The organism is Flavobacterium shii, assembly GCF_025847235.1.
GTDB lineage: Bacteria > Bacteroidota > Bacteroidia > Flavobacteriales > Flavobacteriaceae > Flavobacterium > Flavobacterium shii.
Map to the genome: position 1 here is coordinate 29,653 of NZ_JAOZEW010000025.1, position 19,846 is coordinate 49,498.

12 protein-coding genes are annotated in these 19,846 nt (G+C 33.7%); 7 read left to right on the forward strand and 5 right to left on the reverse strand.

The genetic code is table 11. From position 1 onward, the window contains the following. The first annotated feature begins 49 nt into the window (after nucleotides 1-49). Nucleotides 50-1,090 carry a LacI family DNA-binding transcriptional regulator gene (locus tag OIU83_RS19855; RefSeq protein ID WP_264208007.1) on the forward strand — a complete coding sequence of 347 codons (1,041 nt, stop codon included), beginning with the start codon at nucleotides 50-52 and terminating at the stop codon, nucleotides 1,088-1,090. On the opposite strand, the gene OIU83_RS19860 is transcribed toward OIU83_RS19855, so the two are convergent. Further along, nucleotides 1,091-1,729, reverse strand: a complete 639-nt coding sequence (locus tag OIU83_RS19860; protein ID WP_264208008.1) for a sugar-binding protein — start codon at nucleotides 1,727-1,729, stop codon at nucleotides 1,091-1,093. A gap of 321 nt (nucleotides 1,730-2,050) precedes the next feature. On the opposite strand from OIU83_RS19860, the gene OIU83_RS19865 reads away from it, so the two are divergent. From OIU83_RS19865 to OIU83_RS19890, 6 genes are all read left to right on the forward strand, one after another. Next, on the forward strand, nucleotides 2,051-3,274 hold the full coding sequence (locus tag OIU83_RS19865; protein ID WP_264208009.1) for an FN3 domain-containing metallophosphoesterase family protein: 1,224 nt from the start codon (nucleotides 2,051-2,053) through the stop codon (nucleotides 3,272-3,274). A gap of 749 nt (nucleotides 3,275-4,023) precedes the next feature. Then, entirely contained in the window at nucleotides 4,024-7,116 is a 3,093-nt protein-coding gene (locus OIU83_RS19870) for a SusC/RagA family TonB-linked outer membrane protein (protein ID WP_264208010.1), read from the forward strand. Between the two features lie 12 nt (nucleotides 7,117-7,128). Beyond that, entirely contained in the window at nucleotides 7,129-8,826 is a 1,698-nt protein-coding gene (locus tag OIU83_RS19875) for a RagB/SusD family nutrient uptake outer membrane protein (protein WP_264208011.1), read from the forward strand. Nucleotides 8,827-8,964: 138 nt separating this feature from the next. After that, entirely contained in the window at nucleotides 8,965-10,263 is a 1,299-nt protein-coding gene (locus tag OIU83_RS19880) for a DUF3472 domain-containing protein (protein ID WP_264208012.1), read from the forward strand. Nucleotides 10,264-10,340: 77 nt separating this feature from the next. Beyond that, entirely contained in the window at nucleotides 10,341-11,720 is a 1,380-nt protein-coding gene (locus OIU83_RS19885) for a Gfo/Idh/MocA family protein (protein ID WP_264208013.1), read from the forward strand. Between the two features lie 130 nt (nucleotides 11,721-11,850). Further along, entirely contained in the window at nucleotides 11,851-13,710 is a 1,860-nt protein-coding gene (locus tag OIU83_RS19890; protein WP_264208014.1) for a glycoside hydrolase family 35 protein, read from the forward strand. A gap of 56 nt (nucleotides 13,711-13,766) precedes the next feature. Here OIU83_RS19890 and OIU83_RS19895 read toward each other — a convergent pair whose 3' ends face one another. From OIU83_RS19895 to guaA, 4 genes are all read right to left on the reverse strand, one after another. Beyond that, nucleotides 13,767-14,168, reverse strand: a complete 402-nt coding sequence (locus OIU83_RS19895; RefSeq protein WP_264208015.1) for an OsmC family protein — start codon at nucleotides 14,166-14,168, stop codon at nucleotides 13,767-13,769. Beyond that, nucleotides 14,168-16,189: a LysM peptidoglycan-binding domain-containing protein gene (locus tag OIU83_RS19900; RefSeq protein WP_264208016.1), complete on the reverse strand. Its 2,022-nt coding sequence runs from the start codon at nucleotides 16,187-16,189 to the stop codon at nucleotides 14,168-14,170. Before OIU83_RS19900 ends, OIU83_RS19895 begins: the two co-directional genes overlap by 1 nt. A gap of 66 nt (nucleotides 16,190-16,255) precedes the next feature. Then, nucleotides 16,256-18,187, reverse strand: a complete 1,932-nt coding sequence (locus OIU83_RS19905; RefSeq protein ID WP_264208017.1) for a lytic transglycosylase — start codon at nucleotides 18,185-18,187, stop codon at nucleotides 16,256-16,258. A 61-nt stretch (nucleotides 18,188-18,248) separates the two neighbouring features. Further along, entirely contained in the window at nucleotides 18,249-19,778 is a 1,530-nt protein-coding gene (gene guaA, locus OIU83_RS19910) for a glutamine-hydrolyzing GMP synthase (RefSeq protein ID WP_264208018.1), read from the reverse strand. Nucleotides 19,779-19,846 lie beyond the last annotated feature (68 nt).

A 19,846-nucleotide genomic window follows, 5' to 3' on the forward strand; every position in this document is an offset into this window, starting at 1 on the left:
CAATAAATGCAAAATAAACAAACACAAAGTTTTTATATATTTGCCCCTTATGGATAAAAAGTATACAATAAAAGATATTGCTAAATTAGCAGGAGTTTCGAAAGGTACTGTTGACAGAGTATTGCACAAAAGAGGAAAAGTTTCTCCCTTGGCACTACAAAAAGTAAACGAAGTCCTAAGTGTAATTAATTACGAACCCAATCTTATTGCTCGAAATTTAAAGAACAATAAGGTTTATCATATTTGTATCCTTCTACCCGATCCTAAACTAGATCCATATTGGTTGCCTTGTGTTAAAGGGATAAAAGATGCTATACAGGAATTTAAAGCTTACAATTTACTTATTGAGACTTTTTATTTTAATCCAGAAAAAACAAAGTCGTTCATAAACATTAATGAAACTATTATTGAAAAGGCGCCAGATGCAGTTTTATTAGCGCCATTATTCCATAAAGAAACATTGGAGGCTATAAAAAAATATGACTCCTTAAACATTATTGTAAACACATTTAACAATCAGGTAGAATCTACTTCGATCAAGAATTTTGTTGGACAAGATTTATTTAGAAGTGGTCGCGTGGCAGCCAAATTATTAAATACAATTCTCAACAAAGGTCATATTGCAATTATCCACATTGATGAAACCTACAAGAATGCAATTCACATGCAGGAAAAAGAAAGAGGTTTTAGAAATTACTTTTCCGAAAAAGAAGATCCTGATTATAAGATTACAACATTAAAACTTAAAAGTCCAAATGTAGAAGTTAACTTAAAGAACTTCATCAATGAAAATCCAGATTTGTCCGGTGTTTTTATTACAACATCGAGAGCTTACCAAATAGCCAAAACAATTAATGAGGTTAAGGATAAAAAAATCCGAATCATTGGATATGATTTGATTGATGAAAACGTAAGTAATCTAAATCTTGGAATAATTGATTTCCTGATTCATCAAAACCAAAAAAGACAAGCCTATCTGGGGATAACGTATCTTGTAGACCATTTCCTTTTTCATAAAGAAACACCCGAGGTTACTCTCTTGCCTATTGATATTATCAACTCAGAAAATGCCGATTTTTATTTGGAATAATTAGTCTTTCAAAGTTAATATTCCAAATGAAGAGGGAGTATGAAAATTCGGTGTTTCGGTAACGGGATTCACCCAGGTAATCCATGTTGGCTGATAATCTGTATCATTAATTTTGGAATATTTAGCCCTAAAAATCCCTGTTTCAATTTGGTTATTATTGATTAAATTGAATTTCTTTAAAGATGCAATACTTATCGCTCCTTCCACCACAAAAGAAGCATTATTTATAGATGATTTAACCCATAAATCATCTTTTGGCCATGACCAATCAAAGTTAAAATTCTTATCGGGATAGGCTATAAAATCCATTATTCTCGCTGCTGTATCAATCTCCATACAATAATATGGATTAAGCGTTTTATCTGGTCTAAAAAACAACTCGACCCTATCGGAATTATTAATACTGTCAATACTATTATCTTCCTTTTCGATATGAATTTCGATATCATATACTGTAAAACAAAAAAACAATTGCTCAGAATCCCACAGCGCTTTAAACTCAATACGAGAAGGAATTTTAGAATCCCAAGGTGAGCAAAAATCATCCAGAACAACCGCTTCCTTCCATAAATCAGAATCACCTTTTCCAGATACAATCAATTGATTTTTGGCTATTGGATTTACTTCGTATTTTTTCATTTCCTGATTCATATAATTCTTTAAATAGTATCTGATGTAATGTTTCCTAAATTCTAAAAATGGCACCCAAATGACACGGATTGATTCTTTTTTAAATTTATGGCAGATAAAAATCTTCTTAATCTTTATAATCTGTGGCATAAAAACAGAGTACTTATTCTTGCGAACAGCCCCTAAATATTATAATAAGACAAATATAATGTGTTCGAGCACATTACGCAATACTTTTCTTTGTTTAATAAAATATAATTGATAGTTTCGTTGCTGTTTATGACTAACCAACAATCTTTTAAACTATAAATAACCAAAATTTTATCTTTTATGAAAGAAGAAAAAAACTCCCGCCGTTCATTCTTAACGAAAACTATAATAGGTATTTCGGGATCAGTTATAGCCACGGGATTACCATTATCTGCATTAGCATCAAATACGGATATTGATATAATAGATTCCAAACACGTTTTTTTGACTAAACCCTATTTGCAAGCTCCAACAAGTGATAGCATCACAATTATGTGGCTTACCAACCAGCTTTGTTTAAATTGGGTAGAATATGGAGAAACCGAAAAATTAGGAACTAAAGCTCAACAATCTGCACATGGCATGATGAATACCAATTCTAAAATAAACACAATAACACTTAGGAATCTCAAACCAAATACAAAATATTATTATAAAGTTTTTTCTAAACAAATCTTGGACTTCCAGCCTTATAAAATCACTTTTGGAGATATTATAAACAGTGATACCTATCGTTTTCAAACATTAGACCCAAAAGCCAAAGAAGTAAGTTGGCTAGTTCTAAATGATATTCATGACCGCCCAGAATCTTTTGGTGAGTTACTACAACTCAACCAAAACAAACCGTATGATTTCATATTTTTAAACGGAGATATGTTTGACTATCAAACTGATGAAAACCAAATCATCAATCATCTGCTCAATCCTTGCAGTATTTTTTCGACCGAAAAACCTTTTATGTTCGTAAGAGGAAATCATGAAACCAGAGGTAAATATTCCCGAAATCTATTAGATTATTATTACAACTATAATAAGAAAGAATATTACACTTTCCTGATGGGTCCAGTTTTTACAATTGTTCTTGACACTGGAGAAGACAAGAAGGATTCACATCCTGTATACGGAGGAACTGTAAATTATGATTCTTATCGCGAAGAGCAAGCCGCTTGGTTAGAAAAACAAATGAAGTCCAAAGCTTTTAAAAATGCTCCCTTTCGTGTAGTAATGATGCATATTCCTCATTATCATTCCGACGAAGAGCATGGAACGACTGAATGTCGCAGATTATTTGGTACTTTATTCGAAAAATATAAAATTGATTTGTTTATCGCTGGGCATACACATGAATACGGAATGTTCGAACCTAATAAGGACCACTCCTATCACTTTGTTATAGGTGGCGGACCAGAAACCGGAATAAGAACCTTAATACAAATTCAAGCCAACCCTAAAGTTTTGAATTTACAAATGCTAAATGACTCTGGTAAAGAAATCGGTTCTTTTCGACTAAATACTAAAAGATAAACTTTTAAAATCTCAAATTTATTTCGAATGCTATTTTAATTGAAATTCATGGATAATCATTTTCTTATCTAAAATTAAATTTGAAAGAAAAATCTTTTTAATTAAATTTTATAAAAGTCCTTCAAATAACTACACCATTTTGAAGGACTTTATACTACACGGACTAAAAAAAAAGCACATCAATTTTTTAATTCCTAACCCCGCTATTGAGGCGATATTATTGCTTTTATTAACATATTTTTCTTAAAAAAGACTAGTCTATAACAGCAAGCTTATATAAGAATTTGACAATTTTTTAATCAATAGTCAATCTATATTTCATCATCTGACAATAATAACAAACAAAACTATTGTTTTTAATCAAAAAAGAAACTCTATGTTTTTTAATAATAAACTAGAATTTTATTACTAAAAAAACATTTTCCATAAAATTTATGTGCTCGAGAACACAAATATCGTGTGTTCGAGCACATTTTTCATGTTTTTCCTTGTTTAATAAAATTTAAATATATAGTTTCGTCATATCATAAAAAATAAAGCACGATTTCTGTTAAAAAAGCACAATACAATAAGCAAGAAAAAACTTCTTTTTTAAAGATTTAAAAAAAGAAATTTCAAATAATTAATCTTTAAAAAAGTATCAAATCACGATTTCATTTAAGGCCTATTTCCTTAAATCGATTATAATAAAAATGAATACCTGTTAACACACACTAAACAAATTATTAACCAAACCCATTTTTAAGAGTATGAAATTATTAATTAAAAAAAAGCCTAGAAGTTTGCGGTTTAACAAGCCATGTGGAAAAGAAATCAAATTAGCAATTCTTTCCTTGTTTGCTTTGACTTTTCAAATTTCAACAGCAGCTTCATCAAAAGAAGTAAGCCCAAACAGGATTGATTTATCATTGGTACAAAAAATTGTTAAGGGTAAAGTAACAGATGCAAATGGATTACCTCTTCCAGGAGTAAATGTTCTTATTAAAGGAACAACTATCGGTGTACAAACAGATTATAATGGTGAATTTTCTATTGAAGTAGCAGATAACCAAACGGTATTGGTTATTTCTTATATGGGAATGCAGGAACAAGAAGTAACGATTGGAAAAGGGCCTATCGTTGTTGCCTTAAAAGAAGCTGGAGAAGTAATGGACGAAGTAGTTATCGTAGGTTACAGTAAAATTAAAAAAGAAAGTCTTACCGGAGCTTTACAAACTATCGACAATAAAAAACTTATTGACGCTACCACTCCATCTGTAGAAAACTTATTATCGGGTAAAGCAACTGGTGTATATGTAACTTCTGGAAATGGTCAACCGGGAGATACTGGTAAAATTGTTATCCGTGGAAAAACTACTGTTAATGGAAGCACTGACCCATTATGGGTTATCGATGGCGTTATTGTAGGTAGTACTTCGGGAAATATGAACCCTGCAGATATCGAAACGCTTACTGTACTTAAAGATGCTGCCTCTACAGCTGTATATGGTTCTCAGGGTGCAAATGGTGTAATCATTGTTACTACAAAAAGTGGTAAAAATGGTAAAGCAACCATTAATGCATCGATTAAAACTGCAGCCACAACATTAAATACAGGTAATTTTAGTGTCATGAACGGTGAAGAATTATATGATTTATATGATTCTTTCCCAAACAAGCAAAATTTTAGTAATGCATGGTGGTGGAAACCCGATTTAAGAAATAAAAATTACGACTGGTGGAAAAATGCTACACAAACAGGTATTGCAAGAGATTTTAATCTTTCGATAAATGGTGGTAGTGATGTATTTAAAAGCTATGTTTCTCTCGGTATATATGACGAAACCGGTGCAGTAAAAGGATATGATTACACCCGTTATAACTTGCTTCTTAAATTTAGTTATAAAGTAAATAATTGGTTAACAATACGCCCTCAAGCAAATATTACACGTATAGAAACAAATGACAGACAACACTCTGTACTCGCTATGTACGGCAACTTGCCTTGGGATAGCCCTTATCTGGAAGATGGAACTTTGGTAGGAAACCAACCCAATCCAACTTGGGTAAATACAACTGGCTCAAACTATTTGTATGATTTACAATGGAATTATGGAGAATCACAAACTTATAATGTTAGAAGTAATTTAGATTTTGATGTAAAATTCAATTCATGGTTAACGTTTACTTCTACAAACAACTATATATTTTCAAATTTTACTTCAATGTACTACACCGACCCAAGATCATCTGGAGGATTGGCTGTAAAAGGAAGAATTGAAGATCTAAATGAAGGTTACAATCGTTTTTATACCAACCAATTATTCAAATTCAATAAATCATTTGGAGCACATGCAATAAATGCAATTGCGGGTTATGAATGGAATGAATATAACGACAAAAAATCCAAAGGAATTGCAACAGGTATAGCTCCGGGATTCATCATTCCCGATGTTGCAGCTATTCCTGAGAAAGTAGGTGGTACAAGAGCACAATGGGCAGTTCAATCCCTGTTAACAAACATCAATTATACCTATGATGACAGGTACATGGCGCAATTTTCTATACGTCGCGATGGAGCTTCGAATTTTGGAGAAAATGCAAGATATGGTAATTTCTTTTCTATTAGTGGTGGTTGGAATATCCATAAAGAGAAATTTTTTAAAGCCGATTATATCAATAATTTAAAACTTAGAGCAAGTTATGGTTCTGTAGGAAACAGACCAAACAGTTTATATCCTCACCAACCCTTATATTCTTTGGCATCGGCTACAACATCGTATAGTTATAATGGAAACTCAGGAGCTATAATTTCTCAAATTGGTAATCCTGATTTAAGTTGGGAGAAAACCTTTACAACTGGTATTGGTTTGGATGTAAGTTTCTTTAACAGAATCAATGTAACACTTGATTATTACGATAAAGATACATCTGGTTTATTATACCAAGTTCCTCTACCTGGGGTTATTGGAGTAACTAGTATTTGGAGAAATGTTGGAGCTGTAAACAACAGAGGTTTTGAAGCAGCGATTAATGTAGACATCATTAAAAATGAAAACTGGAGATGGAATATAGATGCTAATATTGGCTTAAACAAAAACAAAGTAACAAGCCTTTACGGAACAAAACAAGAGATTATTGTTGGTGATGGAAGTGGCGTTGCAGGTTCGGCATCCAAACTACTTAAACCGGGATTAGATGTAGATACTTGGTACCTTACAGAGTGGGCAGGCGTAGATCCTGATAACGGAAAACCACAATGGTATAAAACCGATGCAACAACTGGAGAACGTGTTAAAACGTATAGCTATGGCGAGGCATCAAAAAATCAAATTGCTATTGATGCTTACACACCATCCTATTATGGAGGATTCTCGACTAGTTTAAATTATAAAAATTTCGATTTTGGAGCAACATTTAGTTATTCAGTAGGCGGTAAAATTTACAACTATGCCCGCGCCGAATTTGATTCGGATGGAGCTTATACAGACCGTAACCAAATGAACCTTCAAAAAGGATGGAGTCGTTGGGAAAAACCAGGCGATATTGCTACTCATCCGCAAGCAATTTTTGATAATACAAGTCAATCAAATAAAGCATCGTCTCGTTTCTTAGAAGACGGATCATACTTAAAAATGAGAAGTGTATCATTTGGATATAATCTATCTATTGAGCGTTTGAATATATCAAATCTTAGAATATTCATTGCTGGGGAAAACTTGTTTACAATAACAAATTTTTCAGGTGTTGATCCAGAGATACCACCATCCGAAAGAAATGGTGTAAGAACAATAACAGGAGTTGCAACCTCTGTATATCCTCAGACACGCAGATTTGTATTAGGTTTTAATCTTAGTCTTTAAAAAAACAAAATCATGAAAAAAATATTCATACTATTTATTACCCTTAGCTTTCTATCTTCCTGCGATTTAGAACGAGATCCATTTGGCTCTTATACAAAAGATAAAATTCTACAAGATAAAGAAGCTGCTGTCGATGTACTTCTTAACGGATGTTATGCGCAACTAAGAGCCTGGTCGGATGAAATGCACCGTGTTGGAGAATATCCAGGAGACAACATCATGATTAGAGGAACTTCTACAGATTCATTCTACTCTTTTATTTCTTATCAACATAGCCCGATCAATGATAGATTATCTACTTTTTGGAACAACAGTTATAAAGTTATTTCACAATCAAGTGATTTAATGAAAATGATTGCTGAAGGAGAAAGTCCTGTAATCGACCAAAAATTGGGAGAAGCTTATTACCTAAGAGGAATGCTTTATTTTTATTTGGTTAAAACTTATGGCAGACCTTATGCACAATCTCCGGAAACTAATTTGGGTGTACCAATTGTAAACGGATTACCTGAAGATATTGCCAACATCAGCCTTCCGGATAGAGCCACAGTAAAAGCAACTTATGAGCAAGCAATAAGCGATCTTAAAAAAGGAGAAGCTTTAATGAACGAAAACAGATCTGCTACTTATGCAACCAAAGAAGCTGCACAAGCAATGCTTTCCAGGGTTTACTTATATATGAGCGGAACTTATGAAACACCAAATCAGGAATATGCAACTTTATCTATCGAGTATGCCAATAAAGTGATTTCCAGTGGTCGTTATAACATGCTTAGCAGAGCCGATTTTATGAAATACAATACTTTTGCACCTGATGCAAGCGGACAAACAGAAACTATTTTTGCTGTTAAACGTGTAGCTTCAGAGTTCTCGGGTTATGATCATTTTTATGGTATTGGTGGTATGTATGCCAATATACAAGGACAAGGTTGGGGAGAAATGTATGCAAGTGCAAAATATCTGGATTTATTACGTAAATCTGGTTTAAAGAAAGATGCAAGATGGGCATTTATTGACCCTCAATATGAATTGGATGCTTCCAATAATAAAACAGATGCTTTCCGTTTTATAGCAGATGCTTTCGATAAAAATGGTGTACAAACTGGTTTTAACTATGTGCAACAACCTCTTAAAACAAATCCTAATGGTTCTTATTATGTCACTATAGCAGAAGTAAACTACAATCTTACTGTAGTAAATGCTGCCGAGAATAGTTATTCTATAGATTATGCCGGTAAAACTTATGTGGGTGAAAAGGATTATATGATGTTGTTAAATCGTGTATATCCTATGTACTACATAACAAAATGTTCATTACAAGATAATAGTTCTCACTTATACTCCCCTATTATTTCAAGATTGGCAGAGATGTATTTGAATATGGCAGAAGCTTATGCGAAAAAAGGAGATTATCAAAGTGCTGTTACAAACTTAAATGTAGTCCGAGAAAGATCAATTGTAGGTGGTGGATATACGTCTTTAAACAGTACTAATGCTTCACAACTTATTGATGAAGAACGTCAATTGGAACTCGCTTTTGAAGCACAACGTGGTTATGATGTTTATAGAAACGGAGAAACAATGACACGTCGTTATCCAGGTCCTCATACACCAATGGTAGATGTTCCTGCAACAAGTCTAAGAGTAGTGCAATATATTCCTCAATCGGAAATAAATGCATATCCTGGGACTTTAACTCAAAATCCTTAATTAAGATTTTGAAAAACTAATTTTGAGTTTTATGGTTAGTTAGTAGATAGAGCTCTCTTTAGAATTCCCCCTTATAGTTAAGGGGGATTCTGGAGAAGTTAAATGCCAAAAAATCAATAATAGCTAAAAACAGACTAAATGAAATATTATAGAATTATTTTCTCTTTCCTTACACTACTACTTTTAAGTACAAATGTATCGGCACAAGATTCTAAAAACGAAATCCATTTGCCTCTTGGCGGAAATGCTTTTAGTTCTAATAATCTAGAAAGCAACAATACTATAACCGATAACGGAATAGAAAACTGGACAGATCCTAAAGAAGATTTTACAGTTTATTTTAGAGTTTCAACTCCGGGACTAGTCCGAATTTCAACAGATGAATTTGTAGGTGTTCAGGGAAAATCTACATTAGAATTTGGTATTAACAAAGACTTGAAAAAAATCGAGTTCGATGAAACTAACAAAAGACCTATTTTAATCGGAGAATGGAAAATTATTGACACAGGATATGTTGCTTTAAAAATAAAAGGAATTAGTAAAACACAAACCAATTTTCCTTCTATTTCTAAATTAACAATTAGTGGATCTGCTCTTCAGGGGAAAATAGCTTATGTACCTAATAATGATGATAATTTTTTCCATTGGGGACGAAGAGGTCCTTCGGTACATTTAAATTATGAAATACCAGAAAAAACAAATGTGCAATGGTACTACAATGAAATCACAGTTCCTGTAAATGAGGATAAAATAGGCTCCTATTATATGGCAAACGGCTTTGGAGAAGGTTATTTTGGGATTCAGGTTAATTCCGAAACAGAGCGTCGTGTATTGTTTTCTGTTTGGAGCCCTTTTGTAACAGATGATCCTAAAAGTATTCCGGAATCACATAAAATAAAAATGCTTAAAAAAGGAGAAAATGTACAAACAGGCGAATTTGGAAATGAAGGTTCTGGCGGACAAAGCTATTTAAGATACAACTGGAAAGCTGGAAAAACTTACAAATTCTTACTTAACGGAGTTCCTCAAAAAGATAATTCTACTACATACACTGCATATTTTTATGCTCCCGAGTTAAAAAAATGGATGTTAATCGCAAGTTTTAACCGCCCGCAGACTAATACCTATTTAAAGAGATTTCACTCTTTCTTAGAAAATTTTGTACCACAACAAGGAAATAAATCCCGTAAAGTTTTATTTAACAACCAATGGTATTGCGATGATAAAGGAGTTTGGAGCGAAGTTGATTCTGCTATTTTTACCGTAGATAATACAGGTAAAAAAGGATATCGAATGGACTATTCAGGAGGAGTCGAAAAAGGTTCTTTTTATTTAAAAGATGGTGGTTTCTTTAACAAATATACCAAAGCCAAGACTAAATTTACAAAACCTCTAAATCATAAAATGCCAAATATTAATTTTAGCACTTTACCTTAAGAAACCAAAAAATACAATACAACATACAGATGATCTTAAAACAGATGATCTACAATTTTAAATTAAATTAATTCAACATGAAAACTAGTATCTTTAAATTTATTCTAATATCCTGCCTCTTTTTAGGATATGCTACTTCATCAGCCCAAATGATTAAAACTCCTACTCCTGCGCGTGCCAAAGGACAAAAAGATGTTTTACGTTTGGCTACAGACCCAATCCCAACCGTTCGTGTAGCCTTTATTGGTTTAGGAATGCGCGGACCAGGTGCAGTAGAACGTATGACACATATTCCAGGTGTACAGATTGTAGCACTTTGCGACATGCTTGAAAAAAATACACAATCGGCAAATGAAATCCTGACTAAACAAGGACTTCCTAAAGCCAAAGAATTTTATGGAGACGAAAATATTTGGAGACAAGTAACAGCACTTCCAAACGTAGATTTAGTTTATATCGCTACCGATTGGAAACACCACGCTATCATAGGAGTTCAAGCTATGAAAGATGGTAAAAACGTAGCTATCGAAGTTCCTGGTGCAATGACCATGAAAGAAATTTGGGATCTTATCGATACTTCCGAGAAAACTCGTAAACACTGTATGCAATTAGAAAACTGTGTGTATGACTTCTTCGAACTTACTACATTAAACATGGCACAACAAGGTTTATTTGGAGAAATCCTTCATGCTGAAGGTTCTTACATTCACGGTCTTCAACCATTTTGGGGAGAATATTGGAATAACTGGCGTATGGATTACAACATAAAACACCGTGGTGATATTTATGCTACACATGGTATGGGACCAGCTTGTCAGGCATTGAATATCCACCGTGGTGATAAAATGAACTACTTAGTTTCTATGGACACAAAAGCAGTTGGAAACCCTGCTTACATCAAAGAAAAATCTGGAATCGAAGTAAAAGATTTTAGAAATGGAGATCACACAATGACAATGATTCGTACAGAAAATGGAAAAACAATCCAAATCCAACATGATGTAACATCACCACGTCCGTACAGCCGTATGTACCAACTTAGCGGAACTAAAGGATTTGCTAATAAATATCCTGTAGAAGGTTATGCATTAGATTCTAAATCTATTAGCTCGGATATTAAACCGGATCACGAAAACTTAAGTGCACACAAATTCATGCCAGAAGATGTAAAGAAAGCATTAATGGAGAAATACAAACACCCAATTGTAGTAGGAATCGAAGAAAAAGCAAAACAAGTTGGTGGACACGGTGGAATGGATTTCATCATGGATTACCGTTTGATTCACTGCTTACAAAACGGATTACCTCTTGATATGGATGTATACGATCTTGCTGAGTGGTCTTGCTTAGGTCCATTAACAGAAATTTCTCTTGACAACAATTCTTCTCCTGTAGAAATCCCAGATTTTACACGTGGTGGCTGGAAAAAATTAAAAGGTTTAGAATTTTCTAAATAAAATAAAATTTTGAAGTTAGTTAAATGAGACAAGAGGGCACTATAAATTGTGCCCTCTTGTTTGTTATAGAAAAAACAACCTCTATAAACCCAAAAAACACAATAAATTATAATCTTTAATTCAATTAAAAATGAAAAAAGTTTATTTAGCCCTCCTATTTTCTTTCTTTACACTCTCCGCTCTATTAGCACAGCAAAAACAAACTTTTGCTATAAGCGATGGAAACTTTTTGCTAAATGGTAAACCTGTCCAAATTCATTCGGGCGAGATGCATTACTCTCGTATTCCTCAATCCTATTGGCGTCATCGTTTAAAAATGATGAAATCAATGGGGCTAAATGCAGTTGCAACCTATGTATTCTGGAACTATCATGAAATAGCACCCGGAGTTTGGGATTTTAAAACCGGAAATAAAAACTTAGCCGAGTATATAAAAATAGCGCAAGAAGAAGGTTTATTTGTAATCTTACGCCCAGGCCCTTATGTTTGTGCCGAATGGGAATTTGGTGGTTATCCGTGGTTCTTACAGAATGTTCCTAATATGGTTATTCGTGGAAATAACGCTGCGTATCTAGCCGCGACCAAAGCCTATTTTACCGAATTATATAACCAGGTTAAGGATTTACAAATCACCAAAGGTGGACCAATAATCATGGTGCAAGGCGAGAACGAATTTGGTTCTTATGTTGCGCAACGCAAAGACATTCCCCTCGAAGAGCACAAAAAATATAGTGCAGCTGTTTTTCAGCAATTAAAAGATATTGGTTTCGAAGTTCCTTTCTTTACTTCCGATGGAAGTTGGTTATTTGAAGGTGGCGCTTTACCGGGCGCATTACCAACTGCAAATGGCGAAAGTGATATCACTAAACTAAAAGCGGTCGTGAATCAATTTAATAATGGTCAAGGCCCTTATATGGTAGCCGAATTTTATCCGGGTTGGTTAGATCATTGGGCAGAACCTTTTCCTACTCAAAAACTGGAACAAACGGTACGACAAACAAAGAAATATCTGGACAATCAGGTTTCCTTTAATTATTATATGGTTCATGGAGGAACAAACTTTGGTTTTACTTCGGGGGCTAATTATGATAAAGAACACGACATTCAACCCGATATGACATCGTATGATTATGATGCGCCAATTAGTGAAGCAGGTTGGGCAACTCCCAAATATAATGCACTAAGAGAATTATTAAAAACAAATGAAACTCCCACTGTTCCTGCTCAAATACCAGTAATCACAATTCCGAATATAAAACTAACAAAAGCAGTAGATTTAGCCGATTTAAAATCTAAAATCTCTCCTGTAATCGAAGACAACCCGCAAACATTCGAACAATTAAATCAAGGCGATGGTTATGTTTGGTACAGCAAGAAATTCACGCAACCCATTAGCGGAAAATTAGAATTAAACGGATTACGCGATTATGCAATAGTATATGTTAATGGAAAAAAAGTAGCTGAGTTAAATCGCTACTATAAAAAATACGATTGCGAAATCGAAATTCCATTTAATGCAACATTAGATATTGTTGTCGAAAACATGGGACGTATTAATTACGGTTCACAAATCAATGCCAACAATAAAGGAATTATAAGTCCTGTTATTATAAACGGTGAAACTATTACAGGCGATTGGGAAATGTATAAACTACCTATGACTACTGAACCAGATTTAACAGCTTATAAAAATTCTGCTAAAGCAAACAGACCAACTTTATACCAAGGTACTTTTACACTTACCAAAACTGGGGATACATTTCTCGATATGCGCGATTGGGGTAAAGGAATTGTATTTGTAAACGGAATCAACATTGGTCGTTACTGGAGTGTTGGGCCACAACAAACACTTTACTTACCGGGATGCTGGCTTAAAAAAGGAAAAAACAACATTGTTATTTTTGAACAAAAAAATGAAACAATTCAAAAAGAAGTGAAGACTATACTCACTCCTATTCTTGAAGATTTAAGACCTGAAAAAGGACAATAAAACAAAAAGCCATCAAGTAATTATTCTTGATGGCTTTTTAATATGTATTACAAAAACTATTTCCAGTTAAAAGTAATTCGTTTTTCTATTTCGGTATTCAAACTTAAGAAAACCGGACAAGTCATTGCGGCACGTTCCAGAATAGTTTTGTTTTTTTCATCTGCAACACCCTGCATTTCAAAAGCAATTTCGATAGCTCCAATTCTTCTTGGTTCAGCGTTCATTATCTTAGTTACTTCGGCAGTTGAACCAATGAAATCTACGTTTAAATCACGAGCTTTAATTCCCATAATAGTCATCATACAACTCGCCAAAGCATTTGCAACTGTATCCGTTGGAGAAAAAGCTTCCCCTTTTCCGTTGTTATCCAAAGGTGCATCAGATATGATTTCATTTCCCGATTGCACATGTATTGATTTTGTTCTTAAATCTCCTAAGTAAGTTACTTTTGATGTCATTAGTTTGCTTCTTTTATTGTTAAATCACTATCGTAGTATAAGATGTAAACACCTTTATTGGCGTAACCTCCATCTTCTTTTTTATAAAACTGAAATTTATTATCTATTTGCTCTGTTGCAATTTCGCTTGCAGTTTCCTCATACGTTTTTCCTTGTGATAATCGCATCATAGCATCAAAAGTTACATCAAAACCTCTAATTGCATAAGTATTTGGATTGATTTTATTTTTGGTTCTGTAATCCTTATCAAAAATAAGTGCTCCAGGTGATTCGTTCTCACGCGTTACCGATGGGTACATTAGCTTTAGCTTAGTTAAACTTTCAAAATTAACCTCATCTGTATCCAATGTACTATTAGGTTCCAAAATTACCAATTGTACCTGATATGCAGGCATAGAACTCAACATTACCTTGATTGTAGCATTAATCATAGCAGTATTGGCCGTTTCCATTACAACATAATTCATCTTATTAGACACAAACTGAATCTTTAAACCTGCCGGATTAAAATCTCCCGCTTCGGTAACTGGAGCAAAGATTACCCCTTTTTGATTTTGCTGAATATATTGTCTTATCGATTCTTTTTTCTTGTCTACAACTGCAATTATATTACCTCCTTTAGAACGCATGTAATCAAACATTGCACTTTTAAGAATATCGTTAGATGGGATCGTCTGATACAAATTATCAAATGGATTCCCTTTATCTCTGGACAAAGGAGAGATCACCGGAACATTGCTCCCTCCTAACAACTTAGCAGTTGCTTCGGCATTACTTTGGTAAAATGGCCCAATAATAGCATCCGCTTCCTGCAATCTGCTATTTTGAATAATTGCCGCTACATTCGATCCATTTTTAGTTTCCTGAGAATCAAAAATTGAAACATCTATTGGCAATCCCAAAACTTTAGCCGAATCTATAGCCATTAATGCTCCAGAATAAAAGTCTAAAGTCATATTCAAGAACTTATCTTTTTTCAAACGAGTAGCTGTACTTGTCGTATCATTTTGAATTTTAGATAAATTAAAAGGCAATAGTAATGCTATCTTCTTACGGTCATTAGTTCTCTTTTTAGATAAAGTAACTATTTCTTTATTTTCCTCTTTAATTTCTGGCTTAGTATCATACTTAATTTCTGGTGGAGACATGATTCCTGCAGGTACTTTTAAAATCATTCCTTCCTGAACTCCTCCAGATAAAGTTGGATTTAGCCTAATCAATTCGTCTTGTGATATTCCGAATGTTTTAGATAAACTATATAACGTTTCTTTTGGTCTTACCTGATAATCTGCATAAGAAACTTTCTTAAAAGTTTCGATTACAGGAGTTTTCACTTCATGGCTAACTGTTGGAGGAACTACAGTCGTTTTTGGAGCAGTACCTTTTATAGTTAATCGGTATCCAACTGGCAAATTCGGGATTACCTCCGGATTGCGTTTCTCCAATTCTTCTACTGTAATTCCATATTCTTTAGCAATCGAATATTTAGTTTCTTTTGCCAAAACATCATGGTAAACATACTTATCTTGTTTAGCAGGAACCAATTTTGTAGCTGGTATTTTTGAATCTTTTGAGATATCCTTAGAGCTAGAATTCCCAGAAGGAATAACAAGAGTCTGACCTATTTGTAAACCATTTTTTTCAAGAAATGGATTGGCATTTTTTAGCGCTTCATCAGAAATATTATACTTTTTTTCGATACCAAAAAGTGTTTCTTTAGGCATTACTTCATGCGTAGTTGCTGCATTCGATTTTTTAGTAACTACCGTTGATGCAGTTGTTTTTTCAGAGCTCGTCGCTTTTCCAGAACTACTCGGAATCAGCAAAACGCTATCAAGTTTTAAACCACTTTGCGCATCTGGATTAAGCTTATAAATATCATAAGGAGTCACTTTGTACTTTTGGGCAATCTGGTTAATTGTCTCTCCCTTAACCACAGTATGTTTACTAATTTTATCCTGTGAAAAAACAGAATAAGACATCAAAAAGGCAGTTGTAATTAGTATTGAAATGTATTTCATAATAAGATAAAAAATTTTAAACAAGATAGTATTTCTATATAAAACGAGATTCCCCGCGCTTGTTAATTATTTGCTAATGTATAATTCTAGTTTAGCAATACTCCAATTTTTATAAAGCGAAGTATTTTCTTTTTGTTTGTATTTATATAATGCTTCTTCTATATTTTGAAAACTTTCGGCGTAAACATAATACGACTGACTGTTTACATTATAGAAAAAACTGGCATTAAAATCACCCGAATCTATAAGCTTCATGATAAATTGATCCCTCGGCGCTGGGTCTGTAAATATACCTAAAACCAAGTAATATCCATTAGGAACTGCTTTTAGGTTATCAAAAACTTCAATTTTAACATCCTCATCATTATAAAGAGGATCTTCCTTTATTTTTTTCTTTATTTCTTCTAATGATAACGCTGCGATTGGAGTTTCAGTATTTGATTGATTTTTAAGCACATTATCCTGATATCTCTTTAATTTTACCAAGGCTACTTTATCATCAAATGCTCTGGCTTCCGATCCATAAAAGGAAGCTTTACTAATATGTCTTTTTACCTCTATCTTTTTCTGAGTATCCAAAGAGTCAATTTTAGCAATCAGCTTTTGATTTTGAGCATCATTTTTCTCCTGATCAATCTTGTAATATTTGATTTTTTCTAAAGAAAGACTTTGCAAAAGCGTTTCTCCCGTTTTATTCTTAGTGTTTTCACGAACCTTTTTTTTGTACTCCAGATTTTCTTCTACAGCAATTCGCTCCACTTTATTCATTAAACCAGCATAGGATTTTCTATTCTCTGCCAATTCTTTTTTAAGCTGAGACGATAGTTCGTTGGTTTTAGCAATACTTTCATACGATTGTTTTTCTAATCGTTTAGACTCTTTCATATTCAGGATATCCATCTTTTTCAATTCAGATAAATCATCGGTCATAGTAACGACTAATGAATCTAATTTGGACATTAAAACTTCCTGAACATTTTTATTCGCTTCCAAAACCAATCTTAGTTTTTCTACCGAACCTCCTTTTGAACCATCTATTCCTTTAAGATCAACATTAAGATCGTTGATTTTAATAACTTTTTGATTCATCTCTTTCTGAACCACCAATCTATCTTTTAAATCTTCCAATTCGATTGTTTTGGCTTTCGTTTTCTCAACCACAACTTGCTTTTCTGCCAAGGCAAGCATTAATTCTTCATTTTCGTTGGTTGGTGTAATTTCCTTTGTATTAATCGCCAATTTATTTCCTTCGATTAATCCATTAACGATTTCTGGGTTTTGAGCTTCAAGCTGATCAATTGTAATTCCGTATTTTTTAGCAATCGAATATTTCGTCTCCTTTGGTGCAACAACATGAAAAATAGTTTCACCATTTATAACACGAACGCGACCATCGAGGGTTTTTCTTTTATTCGGAATTGCAATTGTTTGTCCGATTTGTAGACCATTTAATAAGGTTTCTTTATTTAAGGTTTCCAAATCCTGTACAGAGACATTATATTGTCTGGCAATACTAAATAAAGATTCTTTGGCCAAAACCTGATGCGTTACTTTAGATGAAGTAACAGTATTTACAGTCGCAGTTGTTACTTTGGTTTTACTGGCAGCATCTTGCGGAATAACAAGTTCCTGTCCAATTTTTAATCCGTCTGTCAAGATCGAAGCATTAACATTTTGAATAGCTTCAACACTCACATTATATTGTTTAGATAATCCAAACAATGTTTCTTTGGCAGCAACTGTGTGTGTAATTTGATTCTTTTCATTTTCCTTAACGGAAGGAGAATGTACGGGAATCCTAATAATTTGGTTATCCTTTAATCCGGTTTGCGATTCGGGATTTAATTTGTAGATCTCATCTAAGGAAACTTTATATTTCTGGGCAATGAAATAAGCAGTTTCACCTTTTCCGATCTTGTGTTCTATAATAGACTCTTGTCCGAACGTCTTGTTAAATACTAGTAGGAATACAAATAAAAGCGTTAAAAAGTCTCTCATATATAGTTGTTTTAAACAATTAAGTCGTTACAAATGTAACGACTTAAATATATAAAAATTATTATTCCCACTCAATAGTTGCGGGTGGTTTTGAACTGATATCGTAAACGACTCTATTCACTCCTTTTACTTTATTGATGATGTCGTTAGAGACTTTCATCAAGAAATCGTAAGGTAAATGTACCCAGTCGGCAGTCATACCATCGGTAGATTCTACAGCTCTAAGCGCTACTACTTTTTCGTAAGTACGCTCATCGCCCATTACACCAACACTATTTACAGGAAGTAAGATTGCTCCTGCTTGCCAAACTTTATCATACAATCCCCAAGATCTTAATCCGTCGATAAATACTGCATCAACATCTTGTAAAATTTGTACTTTCTCTGGAGTAATATCTCCAAGGATTCTTATTGATAATCCAGGTCCCGGGAAAGGATGTCTTCCTAATAACTCTGGATCTATTCCTAAAGTAGCACCTACTCTACGTACTTCATCTTTAAACAACATACGAAGTGGCTCTACAATTTTCAATTTCATATAATCTGGTAATCCACCTACATTATGGTGCGATTTAATAGTTGCCGAAGGTCCTTTTACAGAAACCGATTCGATAACATCAGGATAAATTGTTCCTTGTGCCAACCATTTTACATCTTCGATAAGATGTGATTCATCATCAAAAACTTCGATAAATACACGACCAATAGTTTTACGTTTGGTTTCTGGGTCACTAATTCCTGCTAATTCAGACAAGAAACGATCTCCAGCATCTACTCCTTTTACGTTTAATCCCATTCCTTTGTATTGATCTAATACATTTTGGAATTCGTTTTTACGAAGTAAACCGTTATTTACAAATATACAGTATAAGTTTTTACCAATAGCTTGGTGTAATAATACAGCTGCTACAGTCGAATCTACACCTCCGGATAATCCTAAAACTACTTTATCATTACCTAGTTTCTCTTTTAATTCTCCCACCATTTCTTCAACAAAAGCGTTTGGTGTAAAATTTTGAGGAACCTCAGCAATTTTTACTAAAAAGTTCTCCAACATTTTTGATCCATCTGTAGAATGGAAAACCTCTGGGTGATATTGAATACCATAAGTAGTTTCACCTTCTATTTTATAAGCAGCAAATTCTACATCGTGAGTACTGGCAAGTTTTACCCCATTTGTAGGCAAAGCTTTGATACTATCACTATGGCTCATCCAAACTTGGCTGTTTTCAGAAACCCCTTCAAAGAAAACTTCGTCCTCTTTAATATAAGTTAAATTGGCTCTACCATATTCTCTGGTATCAGAAGCGGCTACTTTTCCTCCGCTAAAATGAGCTAGATATTGTGCTCCGTAACAAACTGCCAATACTGGAAGTTTCCCACGGATTTGAGATAAATCAGGATGTGGTGCATCTTCTGCGCGAACAGAGAATGGACTTCCTCCTAAAATTACAGCTTTATAACTTGATAAATCACTCGGAAAATGATTGTAAGGGAAGATTTCGCAGAATATATTTAATTCGCGAACTCTACGCGCAATAAGCTGTGTATATTGCGATCCGAAATCTAAAATAAGTACGTTGTGTTGCATGCGCAAAAATACTTTTTATATTCCGAATTGAAAAATTGATTTTTGATTTTTTTTCCGCTTAAAGGTTC

Excerpts from the sequence above, each read along its gene's own strand:
- OIU83_RS19855 (WP_264208007.1), top strand. The coding sequence starts at position 50 with ATGGATAAAAAGTATACAATAAAAGATATTGCTAAATTAGCAGGAGTT.
- OIU83_RS19860 (WP_264208008.1), bottom strand. The coding sequence starts at position 1,729 with ATGAAAAAATACGAAGTAAATCCAATAGCCAAAAATCAATTGATTGTA.
- OIU83_RS19865 (WP_264208009.1), top strand. The coding sequence starts at position 2,051 with ATGAAAGAAGAAAAAAACTCCCGCCGTTCATTCTTAACGAAAACTATA.
- OIU83_RS19870 (WP_264208010.1), top strand. The coding sequence starts at position 4,024 with ATGAAATTATTAATTAAAAAAAAGCCTAGAAGTTTGCGGTTTAACAAG.
- OIU83_RS19875 (WP_264208011.1), top strand. The coding sequence starts at position 7,129 with ATGAAAAAAATATTCATACTATTTATTACCCTTAGCTTTCTATCTTCC.
- OIU83_RS19880 (WP_264208012.1), top strand. The coding sequence starts at position 8,965 with ATGAAATATTATAGAATTATTTTCTCTTTCCTTACACTACTACTTTTA.
- OIU83_RS19885 (WP_264208013.1), top strand. The coding sequence starts at position 10,341 with ATGAAAACTAGTATCTTTAAATTTATTCTAATATCCTGCCTCTTTTTA.
- OIU83_RS19890 (WP_264208014.1), top strand. The coding sequence starts at position 11,851 with ATGAAAAAAGTTTATTTAGCCCTCCTATTTTCTTTCTTTACACTCTCC.
- OIU83_RS19895 (WP_264208015.1), bottom strand. The coding sequence starts at position 14,168 with ATGACATCAAAAGTAACTTACTTAGGAGATTTAAGAACAAAATCAATA.
- OIU83_RS19900 (WP_264208016.1), bottom strand. The coding sequence starts at position 16,189 with ATGAAATACATTTCAATACTAATTACAACTGCCTTTTTGATGTCTTAT.
- OIU83_RS19905 (WP_264208017.1), bottom strand. The coding sequence starts at position 18,187 with ATGAGAGACTTTTTAACGCTTTTATTTGTATTCCTACTAGTATTTAAC.
- guaA (WP_264208018.1), bottom strand. The coding sequence starts at position 19,778 with ATGCAACACAACGTACTTATTTTAGATTTCGGATCGCAATATACACAG.